At 60.6% G+C, this 15,957-nt stretch carries 15 protein-coding genes; 14 read left to right on the forward strand and 1 reads right to left on the reverse strand.

Features of this window, described 5'->3' with window-relative positions; genetic code table 11:
- The 12 genes from HSS18214_RS0101650 to acpS all read left to right on the forward strand — a co-directional run.
- On the forward strand, nucleotides 1-380 hold a 380-nt coding region (locus tag HSS18214_RS0101650; protein WP_016913581.1), incomplete at its 5' end, for a sigma-70 family RNA polymerase sigma factor.
- Between the two features lie 268 nt (nucleotides 381-648).
- Nucleotides 649-1,380, forward strand: a complete 732-nt coding sequence (locus HSS18214_RS0101655) for a sigma-E factor negative regulatory protein (RefSeq protein WP_026001662.1) — start codon at nucleotides 649-651, stop codon at nucleotides 1,378-1,380.
- Between the two features lie 25 nt (nucleotides 1,381-1,405).
- The gene (locus HSS18214_RS0101660) at nucleotides 1,406-2,359 is read left to right on the forward strand and encodes a MucB/RseB C-terminal domain-containing protein (protein WP_156808458.1); all 954 of its coding nucleotides are present in this window, start codon (nucleotides 1,406-1,408) and stop codon (nucleotides 2,357-2,359) included.
- Complete coding sequence (locus HSS18214_RS0101665) at nucleotides 2,359-2,817, forward strand: SoxR reducing system RseC family protein (protein ID WP_040460721.1); 459 nt, start codon at nucleotides 2,359-2,361, stop codon at nucleotides 2,815-2,817. Before HSS18214_RS0101660 ends, HSS18214_RS0101665 begins: the two co-directional genes overlap by 1 nt.
- A gap of 66 nt (nucleotides 2,818-2,883) precedes the next feature.
- Nucleotides 2,884-4,296, forward strand: coding sequence for a DegQ family serine endoprotease (locus HSS18214_RS0101670; RefSeq protein ID WP_016913585.1), 1,413 nt, complete (start codon nucleotides 2,884-2,886; stop codon nucleotides 4,294-4,296).
- A gap of 188 nt (nucleotides 4,297-4,484) precedes the next feature.
- Nucleotides 4,485-6,302 (forward strand): translation elongation factor 4, encoded by a 1,818-nt coding sequence (lepA, locus tag HSS18214_RS0101675; RefSeq protein ID WP_016913586.1) that lies wholly within the window; start codon nucleotides 4,485-4,487, stop codon nucleotides 6,300-6,302.
- A 14-nt stretch (nucleotides 6,303-6,316) separates the two neighbouring features.
- Nucleotides 6,317-7,120 (forward strand): signal peptidase I, encoded by an 804-nt coding sequence (lepB, locus tag HSS18214_RS0101680; protein ID WP_016913587.1) that lies wholly within the window; start codon nucleotides 6,317-6,319, stop codon nucleotides 7,118-7,120.
- A gap of 64 nt (nucleotides 7,121-7,184) precedes the next feature.
- Nucleotides 7,185-7,877 carry a ribonuclease III gene (gene rnc, locus HSS18214_RS0101685; RefSeq protein ID WP_026001664.1) on the forward strand — a complete coding sequence of 231 codons (693 nt, stop codon included), beginning with the start codon at nucleotides 7,185-7,187 and terminating at the stop codon, nucleotides 7,875-7,877.
- Nucleotides 7,874-8,773, forward strand: a complete 900-nt coding sequence (gene era / locus HSS18214_RS0101690; protein WP_016913589.1) for a GTPase Era — start codon at nucleotides 7,874-7,876, stop codon at nucleotides 8,771-8,773. Before rnc ends, era begins: the two co-directional genes overlap by 4 nt.
- 8 nt (nucleotides 8,774-8,781) lie before the next feature.
- Nucleotides 8,782-9,474, forward strand: coding sequence for a DNA repair protein RecO (gene recO, locus HSS18214_RS0101695; RefSeq protein ID WP_016913590.1), 693 nt, complete (start codon nucleotides 8,782-8,784; stop codon nucleotides 9,472-9,474).
- 89 nt (nucleotides 9,475-9,563) lie between these two features.
- Nucleotides 9,564-10,388, forward strand: a complete 825-nt coding sequence (gene pdxJ / locus HSS18214_RS0101700) for a pyridoxine 5'-phosphate synthase (RefSeq protein WP_016913591.1) — start codon at nucleotides 9,564-9,566, stop codon at nucleotides 10,386-10,388.
- Nucleotides 10,389-10,766, forward strand: coding sequence for a holo-ACP synthase (gene acpS / locus HSS18214_RS0101705; protein ID WP_016913592.1), 378 nt, complete (start codon nucleotides 10,389-10,391; stop codon nucleotides 10,764-10,766).
- 29 nt (nucleotides 10,767-10,795) lie between these two features.
- Here the strand turns inward: acpS and HSS18214_RS0101710 are convergent, their stop codons facing one another.
- Nucleotides 10,796-13,525: an ATP-binding protein gene (locus tag HSS18214_RS0101710; protein WP_016913593.1), complete on the reverse strand. Its 2,730-nt coding sequence runs from the start codon at nucleotides 13,523-13,525 to the stop codon at nucleotides 10,796-10,798.
- Nucleotides 13,526-13,616: 91 nt separating this feature from the next.
- Here HSS18214_RS0101710 and cysM point away from each other — a divergent pair, with 91 nt between their 5' ends.
- The gene (gene cysM, locus HSS18214_RS0101715) at nucleotides 13,617-14,513 is read left to right on the forward strand and encodes a cysteine synthase CysM (RefSeq protein WP_016913594.1); all 897 of its coding nucleotides are present in this window, start codon (nucleotides 13,617-13,619) and stop codon (nucleotides 14,511-14,513) included.
- The gene (locus HSS18214_RS0101720) at nucleotides 14,514-15,950 is read left to right on the forward strand and encodes a 23S rRNA (uracil(1939)-C(5))-methyltransferase (RefSeq protein ID WP_016913595.1); all 1,437 of its coding nucleotides are present in this window, start codon (nucleotides 14,514-14,516) and stop codon (nucleotides 15,948-15,950) included.
- Nucleotides 15,951-15,957: the final 7 nt, after the last annotated feature.

Here is a 15,957-nt window from a genome sequence, read left to right on the forward strand (position 1 = left end):
TGTACCGGATCGCCATCAATACGGCGAAGAACCACCTGGTATCCAGAGGGCGTCGTCCACCCGGCAGCGACCTGGATATCGTCGATGCCGAAATCGTCGATCAAAGCGGCCGCTTGGCCGACTCCGAGTCTCCCGAAGCTTCCATCGCGCGGGACCAGTTGGAAGCCGCTGTGTTTGAAGCCATCGAGCGCTTGCCGGATGACCTGCGCACGGCCATTACCCTGCGTGAGCTGGATGGGTTGGCCTACGAGGACATCGCGCAAATCATGCAGTGCCCGGTGGGTACGGTGCGTTCGCGTATTTTTCGTGCCAGGGAGGCGGTAGACGAGCATATCCGCCCGCTGGTCACCACGGCGCGCAACAGCCGTGAAGAGCCCTGAGCGTTGGGCCGCTGCCTGCGCATGGACACAAACATTTACGTTTTTACTTTTTTTGTGAACTGTCTGGCGAGTCAGGCGTCATAAGGGCTGCCAGCGTTATTGAGTTGAGCCGCCGAGCAGCCTAATCATGTTGCCTGCCAACTTGGCAATGGCGTTGTGCAGACGGTGATAGATAATCCAAGTCTTGGCCTGTGAGGTTTTGCGGCTAAAACACGCACTAGCCGTGTTGTCGTGAAGCTTCTTCCAACACAGTGTGAGGGTGTGAAGTATGAGTCAAAACACACGGGAGTCACTTTCCGCATTGATGGACGGTGAAAGTGATGAGCTGGAACTTCGCCGAGTGTTGAAATCACTACCTGACGACGCCGACGCGGCAGAGACTTGGCGCCGCTATCATCTGGCGCGCAGCATGATGCAGCGTGAGCGCGAAGTAGATGTCAGCGTCGACCTTTCGGCGGGCATCATGGCTCGACTGCGTGACGAGCCGGTACCGATCACCGAGCCAGTCACGGCGGCGAATCATCGTACGGGCGGCATCTCGTTTGCCCGCGGTGCTGGCGTGGCAGCGGCCGTATCACTGATGGTGATCACGGGCGTACAGTTCTTCAATAGCGGTACAGGGTCGAGCGGCCAGCCTGATGGCAACATTGCCGTTCAGCCCGGCGCTGGAGTGGGTGCGCAGGTACAGCCGGTCAGTTTGTCTGGTGCCCAGACGGGAGCCCTGGCAGCCTCCGATATGCCGATGTTCGAGCCCACGCCGTTCCGGATCAATGGGCAGGCAGGCAATAGCGGCTTGATGAACGTCAGCGAAGCCGGTTTCGCGGCTCCGTCTGCGCCGCAAAGCGTCATGGCTCAGCAGCCAACGTCCATCGATATCGATCAACTGCGCCTGTTGCAGTCCTATCTGGAGCAGCACGCCCAAGGCGCCGCCAGTGGCGGTGGTGACAGCTGGATGCCGCTGATGCGCTCCTCGGTCACTGAGCCGTTGGGCCAGCGTTGATGGCGGACAGGGTAGCCTGAGCATTATGGCGATGGACAAGTGCCGACAGTGGGGAATTCAGGCCGTCGCGTCTGCTGGGCTGGTAAGCCTATTCTCCTTCTCCATGCCGGTCATCGCAGAGCAGTCCGCTTTCAGCTGCGATGACCTCACTTCATTGACCGAGCCTGCCAGTGCTCAAGAGTGGTTGGTGCTCAGCAAACAGGCCGGTCATTGCTACGATTTCCAGGCCAGAGCCGTCTCCATCGATGCCTTGGGAGTGCGCACTCTGGCGCTTTCGCATCGTATCCGAGATGGCATTCGACAACAGGTCGTTCAGCATCTGGATGGACCCTCTGTCAGTGTCGAGCGTCAGTCGGCAGTGGGCTATCGCGCCCGCTTCATTCCTGAAGATCAAGAGACCGGCAGCGCAGCGGAAGCCTGGGCGGCTCACGTGGCCCATCATTACGAGATCGAGCTGCTCAACGATGATCGCGTGGCGGGCCGCGAAGCCGTGCAGCTCAAGTTCGTGCCTCAGGATGGTGAGCGCTATCAGCATGAGTGGTGGCTGGACAAAGAGACGGGGCTGCTGCTCAAGCATGTCATGCGCGATAGTCAATCGCGGGCGCTGGAAACGTTTCAGATCACACAGCTACAGTCGCCGGTGCTTTATGAGGGCGTGATTGCAAATCCTGCTTCGCCTGAGGAGCCAGCAGTGAATTGGCAGGCGGAGTGGCTGCCGGATGGTTTCGTTTCTCAGCCGGTCGAAACGAGTTCGTTATCGAGTCAGCGTGTCTACAGCGACGGCTTGGCTTCGGTCAGCTTGTTTGCAGCGCCCGTGGAGCAGCAGGCGCTCTCGGAAGGTAGCCATCAGTTAGGCGTTTCTACGGCCACGGTATCGGTCGTGGAGGTCGATGATCAGCGTTGGCAGCTGGTAGGCGTTGGTGAGCTGCCAGCTGCTGTCATGCGCCGTATCGTTCAGTCCATCGTGATTCAGCCCTGATGTCATTGGCCGAGCCCGCACCCTGTTCTGCGCTCTATCGCACTGGCCGAGTAACAGGGCATGTCGAAGGGCGATTAGTGGTGGATGTATCGGTGGCCAGTGAATGTGATGCCTGCGCCAAGGGGCGCGGTTGTGGCATGGGCCTGCTGGCACGCCGCCAGCACCAGCGTGTCGAGGTGCGGCCTGAGTGTCTGGAAAGCCAATTGGCAGAGCGTTACCCTTTGGGCAGTGCGGTGACGCTGACGGTGGAACGGCAAGCCGTTGGCTATCTGGCACTGCTCGTGTATGCCGCCCCCATGCTGCTGGCGCTGGTGATGTCCGGGGCGCTCGCCTTGTCCGTAGAGCGTCAATGGGTAAGCGTGGGTGCCTTTTTTGGCACCCTAATGTGCGCCCTGGTGGCGCTGAGATTTCTCATGCGCGGGGGGATGGAACGCTTCCGCCCGCGCTTGGTCAGTTAGTTGTCCTGTAGCTCGCTAAGAGTTGCACTTCCATGCTGTCGTCCCTGCTTGACTAGGAGCTGTTTCATGAAGCGCTTGGTTCTCCCCTCAACGTTATGGTTATGCCTGGTTGCGCTGTTCATGGTGGGCCACAGTGCCCAGGCGCAAACCTTGCCCGATTTCACGGTGCTGGTAGAAGAAGCGGCGCCGGGCGTCGTCAACATTTCTACCACACGCACGGTGCAGCGCAGCAGCTCGCCGTCTGCGCAAGGGTTTGGTGGTCAGGAAATTCCCGAAATCTTTCGCCACTTTTTTGGTGACAGTTTTCCAGCGCCGCCCAGTGGTGGTCAGGGGCGTAGCCAGGAACGACAGTCATTAGGCTCTGGCTTCATCATCAGTGAAGATGGCTACGTGATGACCAACGCCCACGTCGTGCAGGATGCCGATGAAATTCTGGTGCGCCTCAACGACCGTCGCGAACTGCCCGCCGAGCTGATTGGCAGCGACGTGCAAACCGACGTTGCCCTGCTCAAGATCGATGCCAGCGACCTGCCGGTGCTCACGTTGGGGGATTCCGACGAGCTCAAGGTCGGAGAGTGGGTAGCGGCCATTGGCTCGCCTTTCGGCTTCGACCATTCGGTCACTGCGGGCATCGTCAGTGCCATCAACCGCACGCTGCCACGGGACGCTTACGTCCCCTTCATCCAGACCGACGTGGCCATCAACCCGGGTAACTCCGGTGGTCCACTGTTCAATCTGGAAGGTGAAGTCGTGGGTATCAATTCGCAGATCTTCACCCGTAGCGGTGGTTTCATGGGTCTGTCGTTCGCCATTCCGATCAACGTCGCCATGGACGTTGCCAGCCAGCTGCGTGAAGATGGCCAGGTGAACCGTGGTTGGCTGGGCGTGATGATCCAGCCGGTGTCTCGCGATCTGGCCGAGTCGTTTGGTATGAGCGAAGCCATCGGTGCGCTGATTGCCGATCTGGACCCTGAGGGGCCTGCCGCGCAGGGTGGCCTGCAGGCTGGGGATGTGATTCTGGAGGTCAATGGCGAAGAGGTCGATCGCTCCAGCACGTTGCCGCGCCTCATCGGGCGTGTTGCCCCTGGCAGCGATGTGGAGCTGACCCTGATGCGTGATGGTGAGCAGGTGACTGAAACCATCGAACTGGGTAGCTGGCCGGATGCTCAAGGCGTCGAGCAAGCTTCCAGCAGCAACAGTCAGATGCGACTAGGTGTCGCTGTGGTCGAAGTGGATGAAGCCACTCGCGAACGGCTCAATATCACAGGGGGTGTTGAAGTTCGTCAGGTAGAGCCAGACAGCGTTGCCGCTCAGGCCGGGCTTCGCCCGGGAGATATTCTGGTTAGCCTGGATCACCGCAGCGTTGCCTCTGCCGATGAGCTGGTGCGCATCGTCGAAAGCTTGCCCACCGACCGCGCTATTCCGCTGCGCCTGTATCGTGATGGGCGCTCGCTGTTCGTGGCGTTGCGTCTGGAATAACCACACCTTTCGTTCCTTCCAGTCCGGCGGTTCTCGCCGGACTGCTGTTCCTATCCCCCGCATATCGCTACAATAGCGCTTATCTTTTGACGAACTTTGGCAATGCAGTGGTGCGGTGTTCACGTTACGCCCTGTTGGCGCTGTCCCCAACACCATCGCTTGCGTACCAATAAGGCAGAACACACTCGATGTCTCATGACGTTTCCGGCGGAAAGCTCAAGCATATTCGCAATTTCTCCATCATCGCCCACATTGACCACGGTAAATCGACACTTTCCGATCGTCTGATCCAGACCTGCGGTGGTCTGACCGAGCGTGAGCTGAAGGAGCAGGTGCTCGACTCCATGGATATCGAGCGCGAGCGTGGCATTACCATCAAGGCACAGTCGGTGACGCTGGACTACACCGCAGCCGATGGCCAGGTCTATCAGCTCAACTTCATCGATACGCCAGGCCATGTGGACTTCTCCTACGAAGTATCCCGCTCGCTATACGCCTGTGAAGGAGCGCTGTTGGTAGTGGACGCCGCTCAGGGTGTCGAAGCTCAGTCGGTGGCCAACTGCTACACCGCCATCGAGCAGGGCCTGGAAGTGCTGCCAGTGCTCAATAAGATCGATCTGCCCCAAGCCGACCCGGACCGCGTCTCTCAGGAAGTGGAAGAGATCATCGGGCTGGATGCCACCGATGCCTGCCAGGTGTCGGCCAAGAGCGGTATTGGTATCGACGCGTTGCTGGAGCGTCTGGTACGCGATATTCCGCCCCCCAAAGGGGACCCGGATGCCCCCTTGCAGGCGCTGATCATCGACTCCTGGTTCGACAACTATCTCGGCGTCGTTTCGTTGGTGCGGCTGTTCGACGGTACGCTGCGCAAGGGCGACAAGCTGCGTATCAAATCGACCGGGCGGGATTGGAACGCCACCGAAGTGGGCATCTTCACGCCGCTGCGCAAAGAGACCAATATCCTGCGCGCGGGGGAGGTCGGGTTCGTAGTGGCGGGGATCAAGGAAATCCACGGCGCCCCGGTCGGTGATACCATCACCCATACCAAAACCCCGGATGTCGAGCGCCTGCCGGGTTTCCAGAAGGTCAAGCCGCAGGTGTACGCCGGTATGTTCCCGGTCAGCGCCGATGACTACGAAGACTTTCGCGATGCGCTGGAGAAGTTGGCGCTAAACGATGCGTCGCTGGAGTACGAGCCGGAAAACTCGGATGCCCTGGGCTTCGGTTTCCGCGTGGGTTTCCTTGGTACCCTGCACATGGAAATCATCCAGGAGCGTCTGGAGCGCGAATACGACCTGGACCTGCTCACCACCGCACCCACGGTAGTGTATGAGCTGGCCATGAAAAATGGCGACATCAAGTATGTCTCCAACCCCTCCAAACTGCCGGACATGGCCGACGTCGACGAGATGCGCGAGCCCATCGTTCGGGCCAGCATTCTGGTGCCCCAGGAGTACGTGGGCAACGTGATTGCGGAGTGTGAGCAGCGCCGTGGTACCCAGCTGGACATGCAGTTTCTGGGCAACCAGATTCAGCTCACCTACGAGCTGCCGATGTCGGAAGTGGTCATGGACTTCTTCGATCGCTTGAAGTCGATTTCTCGCGGTTACGCGTCGCTGGAGTATAACTTCGAGCGTTTTGAGGCCGCCAAACTGGTGCGCTTGGACGTGCTGATCAACGGCGACAAGGTCGACGCGCTGGCGGTCATCATCCACCGGGATCATGCGCACACTCGCGGCCGTCTGCTGGTCGAGAAGATGAAAGAGCTGATTCCGCGTCAGATGTTCGACGTGGCCATTCAGGCTGCCATTGGTGGGCAGGTGGTCGCGCGCTCGACAGTCAAGGCGCTACGCAAGAACGTGACCGCGAAGTGTTATGGCGGCGACGTCAGCCGTAAGAAGAAACTGCTGGAAAAACAGAAAGCCGGTAAAAAACGGATGAAACAGGTGGGGCGTGTTGAAATTCCCCAGGATGCCTTCCTTGCTGTGCTCAAGGTTAACGACTAGGGACTCGACCCCACATGGATTTTTCATTATTACTGGTACTTGCCGTCATACTCTCCGGGGCCATCTTCCTGCTGGATGTGCTGGTGCTGCGGCCCAAGCGCCGTGAGCGGGTGGCCACTGCCGAAGCGGCCACGGTAGACGGGCTGGACGATGCCACCCGGGAAAAGCTCCTCAAGGAGCCCTGGCCGGTTGACTACTCACGCTCTTTCTTCCCTGTACTGCTGGTAGTGCTGGTAGTGCGGAGCTTCATCGTCGAGCCGTTCCAGATCCCCTCTGGCTCCATGAAGCCGACGCTGGAAGTCGGGGACTTCATTTTGGTGAACAAGTTTGCCTACGGCCTGCGTTTGCCCGTGGTGCATCACCGCTTTTTGGAAGTGGACGACCCGGAGCGTGGCGATGTCATGGTGTTTCGTTTCCCGGACGAGCCCTCGGTGAACTTCATCAAGCGTGTGGTGGGGCTGCCCGGAGATCGCATTCGTTACGAAGGCAAGCAGCTCTACGTGAACGGCGAAGCAGTCAGCAAGGTGCTGGTCGAAGAGGGCCCGGCACTGTCACCCCAGCAGCTGTTGTTGGAAGAGCAGCTGGGCGAAGCGAGGCATTTCATTTATAACAACCCGCGTGATCCGGGGCCGCAAATGCGTGAAGTGGTGGTGCCGGAAGGGCACTATTTCACCATGGGCGATAACCGTGATCACTCCAACGATAGCCGCTACTGGGGCTTTGTTCCGGAAGACAATATCGTCGGGCGCGCCTTTGCAGTCTGGATGCACTGGGATGGTGGTTTGCCCAGCTTCAGCAGTGTGCGGCGCATCGAATGAAGCACCTGCTAAGCAACAAGGTCAGCGTGGTTATTTTGTATAACGTCAATGACGTAGGAGCACCGTGAGCAATTCCTTAACCGCTTTTTGCCGACGAATCGGCCACACCTTTGGCGACCCAACGCTACTGGAACTGGCCATGACCCATCGCAGCTATGGTGGTCGCAACAATGAGCGCCTGGAATTTCTGGGTGACTCTATCGTCAACTTTATCATTGCCGAAGCGCTGTTTCAGCGCTTCCCTCAGGCGCGTGAAGGCCAGCTTTCTCGCCTGCGCGCGCGCCTGGTCAAGGGCCAGACCCTGGCCGAGCTGGCTCGTGAAATGTCGTTTGGCGAGTGCCTGCGGCTTGGCTCGGGAGAGATGAAAAGCGGTGGTCATCGCCGTGAATCCATTCTAGCCGATGCCGTGGAGGCCGTGATCGGGGCCATCTACCTGGATGCAGGCATGGACGCCGTGCGTGACCGGGTACTGGCCTGGTATGCTGACAGGCTGGACAATATCTCTCTCCAGGACACGCAAAAGGACCCCAAGACACGTTTGCAGGAGTTCCTGCAGTCACGCCAGGCAGCGTTGCCGCGCTACGAAGTGGTCTCGGTCAAGGGTGAGGCGCATGCCCAGACGTTTACCGTGGAGTGTTACATCGATCTATTGAACGAGCATACCACGGGCAAAGGCCCTAGCCGCCGGCATGCCGAGCAGCAGGCGGCGGAAGAAGCCCTGTCCTATCTTGAACAACCCTCCGGAGACAAATCATGAGCCAAACCTGCGGATTCGTGGCCATCGTTGGCCGTCCCAACGTAGGCAAATCAACCCTCATGAACCGGATTCTGGGGCAAAAGATCTCGATTACCTCCCGGCGGCCGCAAACCACTCGCCATCAGGTGATGGGCATCAAGACCGTTGATGAGACACAGTTCATCTATGTAGACACCCCGGGCATGCACATCATGTCCAAGGACCGCAACAAGGCGATCAACCGGTTCATGAACCAGGCGGCCACGCAGGCGCTGCGCGACGTGGATTGTGTCGTCTTCATCATCGATCGCACACGCTGGACCGATGAAGACCAGGCGGTGCTCAAGCGCCTTGAGCATGTCACTGCGCCGGTGATTCTGGCAGTGAACAAGGTCGACCGCCTGCAGGACAAGGCCGACCTGCTGCCCTGGTTGGCCGAGGTGGGTGCACGGCGTGAGTTTGCTGCCGTCATCCCCATTTCAGCGAAGCACGGCACCCAGGTAGAAGCGCTGGAAGATGAGGTTGCCAAGCATCTGCCAGAGAGCATTCACTTCTTTCCGGAAGACCAGATCACCGACAAGAGTCTGCGCTTCATGGCCGCCGAGCTGGTGCGTGAAAAGGTCATGCGTCAGTTGGGCGATGAGCTGCCCTATCAGATGACCGTCGAAATCGAGGAGTTCCGCGAGACCGAGCGGGTGACCCATATCAGCGCGTTGATTTTGGTGGAGCGTCAGGGCCAGAAAGTGATTCTGATCGGTGAAAATGGCGATCGGATCAAGAGTATCGGCCGAGAGGCGCGGCTGGACATGGAGCGTGCCTTGGGCACCAAGGTCATGCTCAACCTGTGGGTCAAGGTCAAGCGGGGCTGGTCGGACGATGAGCGTGCCTTGAAGAGCCTGGGTTACGACCTGGATTGAGCGCGGCCATGACCCCCGAGCCTGCCTTTCTGTTGCACCGCAAGGCGTATCGGGAAACCAGCGCGCTGGTCGACCTGCTGACGCTCAACCACGGACGCATCCGTGCGGTGGCTCAGGGCGGGCAGCGCCCCGGTTCGAAATCGCGCCAGCGTTTGCAACCCTTTACGCCGCTGTTCATCGCTTGGCGCGGAGAGCGTGAGCTGAAGCGGCTGACCTTGATGGAGTCCCGGGGGCAGACCGCGCTGCTGGCGGGTGAAGGGCTGTTGTGTGGCCTTTATGCCAATGAAATTGCCACCCGCTTGCTGCCGCTGGAACTGGCATCCGCGAATGTGTTTGCCTTTTACAGTGCGCTGCTGGAGGCACTTCCGGTGCCCGCCGAGCGCGGGTTGGCGCTGAGACGCTATGAGTGGGCGTTACTGGAAGCCCTGGAAGCCACACCGCGCTTCTGCACGCCTCAAGGTGCCCCTCTGAACCCCCATGGCCGCTATCGGTTCGACGCTGTCAGCCGTGGCTTCCTGCCCGCCGAACGAGGGATCGACGGTCGTACCTTACGCTATATCGAGCAGGGCGACTGGGAATCAGAGAGTCTGGCCAGTGCCTTGAAAGCGCTCATGCGAGCAGCGCTGGCGCCCCACCTGGGGGCGGTGGCGCTACGCTCGCGCGAGCTGATGATGGATTTGGCCCGCCGTCGTCAGCGCTAGGCGGGCCTCTCTCATACAAGCAATTCTCAGACAAGCAGTTCTCAGACAAGCAATGATGGCCTCGGTGTGCCATCCAATGGAGAGTCACGATGCATCCTCCCCGTATTTTACTGGGCGTCAACATCGATCACGTCGCCACCCTGCGCCAGGCACGGGGCACTCGCTACCCGGACCCCGTTCAGGCAGCACTGCTGGCCGAAGAGGCCGGTGCCGATGGTATTACGGTTCATCTGCGTGAAGACCGCCGCCATATCCAGCCCCGCGATGTGCGCCTGCTGGCTGAGATGCTCAACACGCGCATGAATCTCGAAATGGCCGTGACCGACGAGATGCTGGCCCTGGCCGAGGAAGTGCGGCCCGCCCACGTCTGTTTAGTGCCCGAAAAGCGCGAAGAGCTGACCACGGAAGGTGGCCTGGATGTGGTAGGCGGGTTCGAGCAGATTGCCGCTGCCTGCCAGCGTCTGGCAGCCGTGGGCTGTGACGTATCGCTGTTCATCGACCCCGATGTAGCCCAGATCGATGCGGCCAAGCGTGCTGGAGCGCCCACCATCGAGCTGCATACCGGTGCCTATGCCGAAGCTCGGCCGGGTAGCGAGACAGCCAACGCCGAGTATGACCGCCTGAGCGCGGCAGCGGTCCATGCCGTCTCCCTTGGGCTGGTGGTCAATGCCGGGCATGGGCTGCACTACCACAACGTGGAAGCCATTGCTGCCTTGCCCGGTGTCAACGAGCTGAACATCGGTCACGCGATCATTGCGCGCGCCCTCTTTGTGGGCCTGAAAGAGGCCGTTCAGGAAATGAAGCGGCTGATAATTGCTGGCCAGGAGGCGGGCCTGATGGCCGCGCTGGATGCCCATGAACACGAGCATGTGCATGACGAGCATGATGGCCATCACGGCTGCTGCGGGCATTGAATGATCGTTGGCATTGGCTCTGATATAGCCCGCGTTGCTCGTTTTCGTCAGGCCCTGGAGCGCCACGGCGAGCGTTTTGCCGAGCGCATCCTGGGCCAGCAGGAGCAACAGGTGTGGCGGGCCAAAGGCTGCCCGGTGGCTTATCTGGCCAAGCGCTTTGCGGCCAAGGAAGCCTTCGTGAAAGCCCTGGGGCTTGGCTTGCGCCAGGGCATGCAGTGGGGAGACATCCAGGTGCTCAACGACACGCTGGGCAAGCCAGGGTTACACCTGAGTGGTGAAGCCCAGCGGCTCTTCGCGGCTAGTGGCGCCTCGGCGGCGCACATTACCCTCAGTGACGAAGCCGAGTACGCCGTGGCATTCGTGGTGCTGGAGCGCTGATCGCACACGCCCGCGCCGCGTATCTCCGGTCACTCCAGCAAGCCATCGCGGTACTGGGTAAGCCGCGCCATGGCGGCATAAAGTTCTTCCAGTAGCGTATCCACATGGCGCAGACCGCTGGTGCGCAGACGGGTTTCCATGGTTTCCACCAGCAAGGCCAGTTCTGGCGCACCGCAATAGCGGCTGGCGCCGTTCAGCCCGTGCACCCAGTCCAGCAAGGTGTTCAGATCGTTTGCCTGGAACGCCTCGCGCATCTGTCGTTCGTGCTCCTCCAGGCTGTCGATCAGCCTGACCAGCTGCTGCCTGGCCAGGGACGCCTTTCCACCCGCCAAACGCGTGCCCAGGGCAAGGTCCACCGCGGGCAGCGTACTGGGCAGAGGCGCGGGCGCTACCGGGGGAGTGGTATCGGTCAGGGGGGCGGTTGAAAGCGAATCGCCAAACGCCAGTTCGGGCGTAATGCCCAAAAAGCGCTGCATCAGCTGCTGCAACTGAACGTCATTGATGGGCTTGATCAACACGTCGTCCAGGCCTTCACTCAACCACTGCTGGCGTTCGTTGTTCAGCACGTGAGCGGTGACTGCAATGATGGGGCAGCGTGCCCAGCTGCCGCTGATACGACGCAGCGCCTTGGTGGTTTCGATACCGTTCATGTCGGGCATACGAATATCCATCAGCACCATGTCGGCAGTCTGCTGCCGCGCGAATTCCAGGGCTTCTCTGCCGCTGGCGGCCAGTACGATGCGCAGCGCGCTGCTTTCCAGCATGGCCCTGAGCAGTTCGCGGTTGGCGGTATTGTCGTCAACGATCAGCAGCGTCAAGGGGGCGCCAGAAACGGGTTTGCTAGCCAGCTCAAGTGCCTTTGGTTCCTGGCCTGCAGGCAGTCCCGTGGGTTGTAACAAGCGTCGCACCGTCGTGACCAGCTGGGCGCGGGTGAACGGCTTGCAGAGCAGGTCGCCGCCATGGGGAAGGTCCCAATGGGGGAGTTCAAAGCTGGTGGTGTTGGCCAGAATGATCACCGGGCAGGGCGTCTGGGCGATGATGGATTGCCAATAGCCTTTGCGTTCGCCCTCGAAGTCGTCGTACTCGAGGCTGATCACCAACAGAGCCTCATTGCCTGCATCGATAAACGACACGGGGCATGCGCCCCAGCGTTCCAGCAAGTGTTCCAGCACGTTTCGAGTGGGCAAGTGAGGTTCGTGCAAGCGTACGATCGGATTGTCCAACACCAGTTCTGGAGGGCGTTCGTCTGCCTGGTGGGCGAGCAGGGGTAGCGTAAACGAAAAAGTCGACCCTCTGCCCAGCTCGCTTTCGACCCGAATCTCACCGCCCATACGTTGTATCAGTTGGCGGCAGATCGACAGACCCAAGCCGCTGCCGCCAAACTGTCGGGAGTGGCTGGGCTCTGCCTGAGAGAAGGCGCTGAACAGCTGCTGCTGGTGTTCGTCACTCAATCCAATGCCAGTATCACTGACGCTGATGTGCAGGACGACGTGCTGCCCCTCCTGATTGTCCAGCATGACGCGTACGATCACATCCCCTTCGTGGGTGAACTTGAGGGCATTGCCCAGCAGGTTGTTCAGCACCTGATGAATGCGTAACGGGTCGCCGCATAGCGGGGTGGGCACGTCGTCATACACCATGGCCACCAGGTTGAGCTGCTTGCGCTGGGCTTCCGGGGCGTGGAGGCCAATGACTTCATCGACCAGCGTCACGATATCCACGTCCACTTCTTCCAGGGTTAGACGGTCGGCTTCCAGTTTCGAAAAGTCCAGTACATCGTTGACCAGCATCAGCAGGTTGTCGCAGGCTCGGCGCACATGGTCCAGCCACTCCTTTTGGCGGCTGTCGAGAGGCGAGCGACCCAGCAGTCGACAAAAACCGATGATGCCATTGAGCGGGGTGCGTATTTCGTGGCTCATGTTGGCCAGAAATTCCGACTTCACGGCATTTGCCCTCAGGGCGCTGCGGTGCGCCAGATCGAGCTTGATATTCTGCTCTTCGATAGTCTCCATGGACTCCTGGAGTTCACTGGTCGCTTGTTCGATCTGCTCCTGCATATTGCGCCGTGCGTGTTGCAAGTACTCGGCCAGTCGGTTGATATGCTTTGCCAACTGGTGCAGCTCGACGGGCCTGGCGGGGGTGATCTGCAGGCGATCATCGCCCCGCGACAGCCGATAAAGTGCCTGACTGGCTTCCTCGATGGGGCGGGTGGCATAGCGGCTGATGGCAAAGGCGATCAGAAACAGCAGCAGGCCCAGCAGCATGCCGCCCAGGCTGAGGCTGGCGATGAGTTTGTAACGTTCCAGTACCAGCGTGCGGCTATCCATTTCGGCTTCCAGCCAGCCATTTTGAGTGCGCCCACGACCGCTGAGCGACTCACTGGTCAGCGGTGTTTGTACGCGCCATAGATCGTCTTCCATGGAGAGGGTCGTCGCTTCCGGGGCATGCAGCCGAGCGGAGGGCGGCAGCGAGGAACCCATGACCAGCAGGCGGTTGCCCTGCTCGTCGAACAGGGTGACCGCGCGCAAGTTGCGTTGCTCCAGCAGTTTGCCAGCGAGACGCTCCAGTCGTTGTGAGTCGCCGTCGGCCATGGCCTCTCCCAGGCTAGGGGCTAACAGCTCTGCGGTACTTACCAGCCTCTCCTCGAGCACTGTGCGGCCCGTGGCATCGGCGTGAAGCACCAATAGAAACGCCATGATGGCGTACACCAACAGTGGCAAGCCCAGCAGAGCAAACAGCAGGCGCGTGTTTAAAGACATGAAAGAAGCTCATCGAATCCAGAAGGTTGCCTGTCCAGGCATGGGCAGCACCGATATAATGCAGCATAACGGTTACGATAAGGAATGTGTGATGAATTATCCCACGCTTGAAGATGTGGTCGGCAATACACCGCTGGTGCGTCTAAAAAGAATCACGGCAGGTCGCAACAACACGCTGTTGGCCAAGCTGGAGGGTAACAACCCGGCAGGCTCGGTCAAGGACCGCCCGGCGCTGTCGATGCTCAGCGAAGCAGAAGCGCGGGGTGACATTCGACCTGGCGATACGCTGATCGAGGCGACCTCGGGCAATACCGGTATCGCGCTGGCCATGGCGGCCGCCATCAAGGGTTACAAGATGGTGCTGGTGATGCCTGAAAATGCCTCCGCCGAGCGCAAGCAAGCCATGGCCGCCTATGGCGCCAGACTCATCTCGGCGAGCAAGGAGGGAGGCATGGAAGAGGCACGTGATATCGCCGATGCCATGATTGCCCGGGGCGAGGGCAAGCCGCTCAACCAGTTTGCCAACCCGGACAACCCGCTGGCGCATTATCGCACCACTGGCCCGGAAGTATGGCGACAAACCGGCGGTGAGGTCACACACTTCGTCAGCTCCATGGGCACCACGGGCACTATCATGGGCGTGTCGCGGTATCTCAAGGAGCAGAACCCGGCCGTGCAGATCGTCGGGCTACAGCCGGCCGATGGCGCCAGTATTCCCGGCATTCGCCGCTGGCCCCAAGAGTACCTGCCTGCCATCTTCGAAGCGCCGAGGGTCGACGTCACGCTGGACATTGCCCAGCAGGAAGCCGAAGAGCACATGCGTCGCCTGGCCCGGGAAGAGGGCATTCTGGCGGGGGTTTCGTCCGGCGGCAGCCTGGCAGGTGCGCTGCGCATCGCCGAACAAACCGAAAACGCGGTCATCGTGTTCATCGTCTGTGACCGTGGTGATCGCTATCTCTCCACGGGCCTGTTCGCCCCGGAGGTTTAAATGGCCATGTTGGGTAAGCGGCGGCCCCCACGCCCCGCATCGGGCCATTCGGGCCTGGCACGCGCGCCAGGGCGAGCTGTGAAAAACCAGGCTGACGGTCTCAGTGATGCGCCGCTGGTCGTCGAGCGGCTGGCCCATGATGGCCGAGGGGTGGCCCACAACGCTGCCGGGAAGACCGTGTTCATCGACCGAGTGCTGCCCGACGAGGAAGTGGAAGTCGCGGTCCATGTGACCCGCAAACGCTTTGATGAAGCGCATGTCAAAACCCTGCTGACTCCCTCGCCCCTGCGCGTGATGCCGCCCTGTGACCACTTTGGCCAGTGTGGAGGGTGCGATTTGCAGCATATGGCGCTCGACACCCAGCGCCACCACAAACGTGAGGTGGTCGCTGAGCTGCTGGCACGGCAGGGCTTGGCCCATGGTGCCATCGGCTTGCTCCACGGGCAGACCACGGCGTATCGCCGCAGGGCGAGGCTGGGCGTCAAGGTGGATAGCCAGGGCAAGGTGCACCTGGGGTTTCGCGCCGCCAGTACGCATCGGTTGGTAGATATCGACAACTGCCCAGTGCTGGTGCCTGCCCTGCAGGCGCTCATTGCCCCTCTGCGAGCGCTGTTGGCGAGCCTGGAAGCGCCGCGCTCGGTCGGCCACCTCGAACTGCTGGCGACCCCGGATGCGACGGTCGTGCTGGTGCGTCAGTTGAAGGCACAGCCTGACGATGAGCTGCGCTGGCAGCGTTTCGCTGAGCAGCACCAGGTACATGTCGGTGCCTGGCTGGGGCGCGAAGCGCCCCAGCTGCACTGGTATGGTGCGCCACCTTTGCTGAGAGAGCGCGTTGACATGAAGGCGCTGGGCATCGACACCAACACACTGCCATCAAACCTGTCGCTTGACTTTGCGCCGGGAGATTTTTTGCAGGTCAATGCCGAGGTGAACCAGCAGATGGTGGCACAAGTGGTAGGCTGGTTGGCGCCCAAGCCCGGCATGGTGCTGCTGGACCTGTTTGCCGGCATCGGCAATTTCAGCCTGCCGTTGGCCGCTGCAGGCGCCCGAGTTCATGCGGTCGAAGGCAGCCAAGGCATGGTCGAGCGGCTGCGGGCCAATGCCCATAACGCCCGCGATGCTAATGCAGTCCTGGGGGTCAGCGCGGAACAAGCGGATCTCAGCAATGCCGAGGCCGTGGCCAAGGTGCTGCGGCAGCACCCCGTGGATGCACTGGTGCTGGACCCGCCGCGCAGCGGTGCCGAGGCGGTGTGTCAGGCGCTGGGCCGCCATCGCATTGCCCGGGTCGCGTATGTCTCCTGCGACCCGGCAACCCTGGCCCGCGATGCGGCACATCTTGTGCATGCAGGGTATGCTATCAAGCACGTTGTCGTGGCCGACATGTTCGTACATACGGCGCACATGGAAACGCTGATGCTGTTTGAATATACGGGCTAGCGTGCCA

The sequence above is a fragment of the Vreelandella stevensii S18214 genome, from assembly GCF_000275725.1.
GTDB lineage: Bacteria > Pseudomonadota > Gammaproteobacteria > Pseudomonadales > Halomonadaceae > Vreelandella > Vreelandella stevensii.

Coding starts and splice junctions, on each gene's coding strand:
- HSS18214_RS0101655 (WP_026001662.1), top strand. CDS start 649: ATGAGTCAAAACACACGGGAGTCACTTTCCGCATTGATGGACGGTGAA.
- acpS (WP_016913592.1), top strand. CDS start 10,389: ATGATCGTTGGCATTGGCTCTGATATAGCCCGCGTTGCTCGTTTTCGT.
- HSS18214_RS0101720 (WP_016913595.1), top strand. CDS start 14,514: ATGGCCATGTTGGGTAAGCGGCGGCCCCCACGCCCCGCATCGGGCCAT.
- cysM (WP_016913594.1), top strand. CDS start 13,617: ATGAATTATCCCACGCTTGAAGATGTGGTCGGCAATACACCGCTGGTG.
- HSS18214_RS0101665 (WP_040460721.1), top strand. CDS start 2,359: ATGTCATTGGCCGAGCCCGCACCCTGTTCTGCGCTCTATCGCACTGGC.
- lepB (WP_016913587.1), top strand. CDS start 6,317: ATGGATTTTTCATTATTACTGGTACTTGCCGTCATACTCTCCGGGGCC.
- HSS18214_RS0101660 (WP_156808458.1), top strand. CDS start 1,406: ATGGCGATGGACAAGTGCCGACAGTGGGGAATTCAGGCCGTCGCGTCT.
- era (WP_016913589.1), top strand. CDS start 7,874: ATGAGCCAAACCTGCGGATTCGTGGCCATCGTTGGCCGTCCCAACGTA.
- lepA (WP_016913586.1), top strand. CDS start 4,485: ATGTCTCATGACGTTTCCGGCGGAAAGCTCAAGCATATTCGCAATTTC.
- HSS18214_RS0101710 (WP_016913593.1), bottom strand. CDS start 13,525: ATGTCTTTAAACACGCGCCTGCTGTTTGCTCTGCTGGGCTTGCCACTG.
- pdxJ (WP_016913591.1), top strand. CDS start 9,564: ATGCATCCTCCCCGTATTTTACTGGGCGTCAACATCGATCACGTCGCC.
- recO (WP_016913590.1), top strand. CDS start 8,782: ATGACCCCCGAGCCTGCCTTTCTGTTGCACCGCAAGGCGTATCGGGAA.
- HSS18214_RS0101670 (WP_016913585.1), top strand. CDS start 2,884: ATGAAGCGCTTGGTTCTCCCCTCAACGTTATGGTTATGCCTGGTTGCG.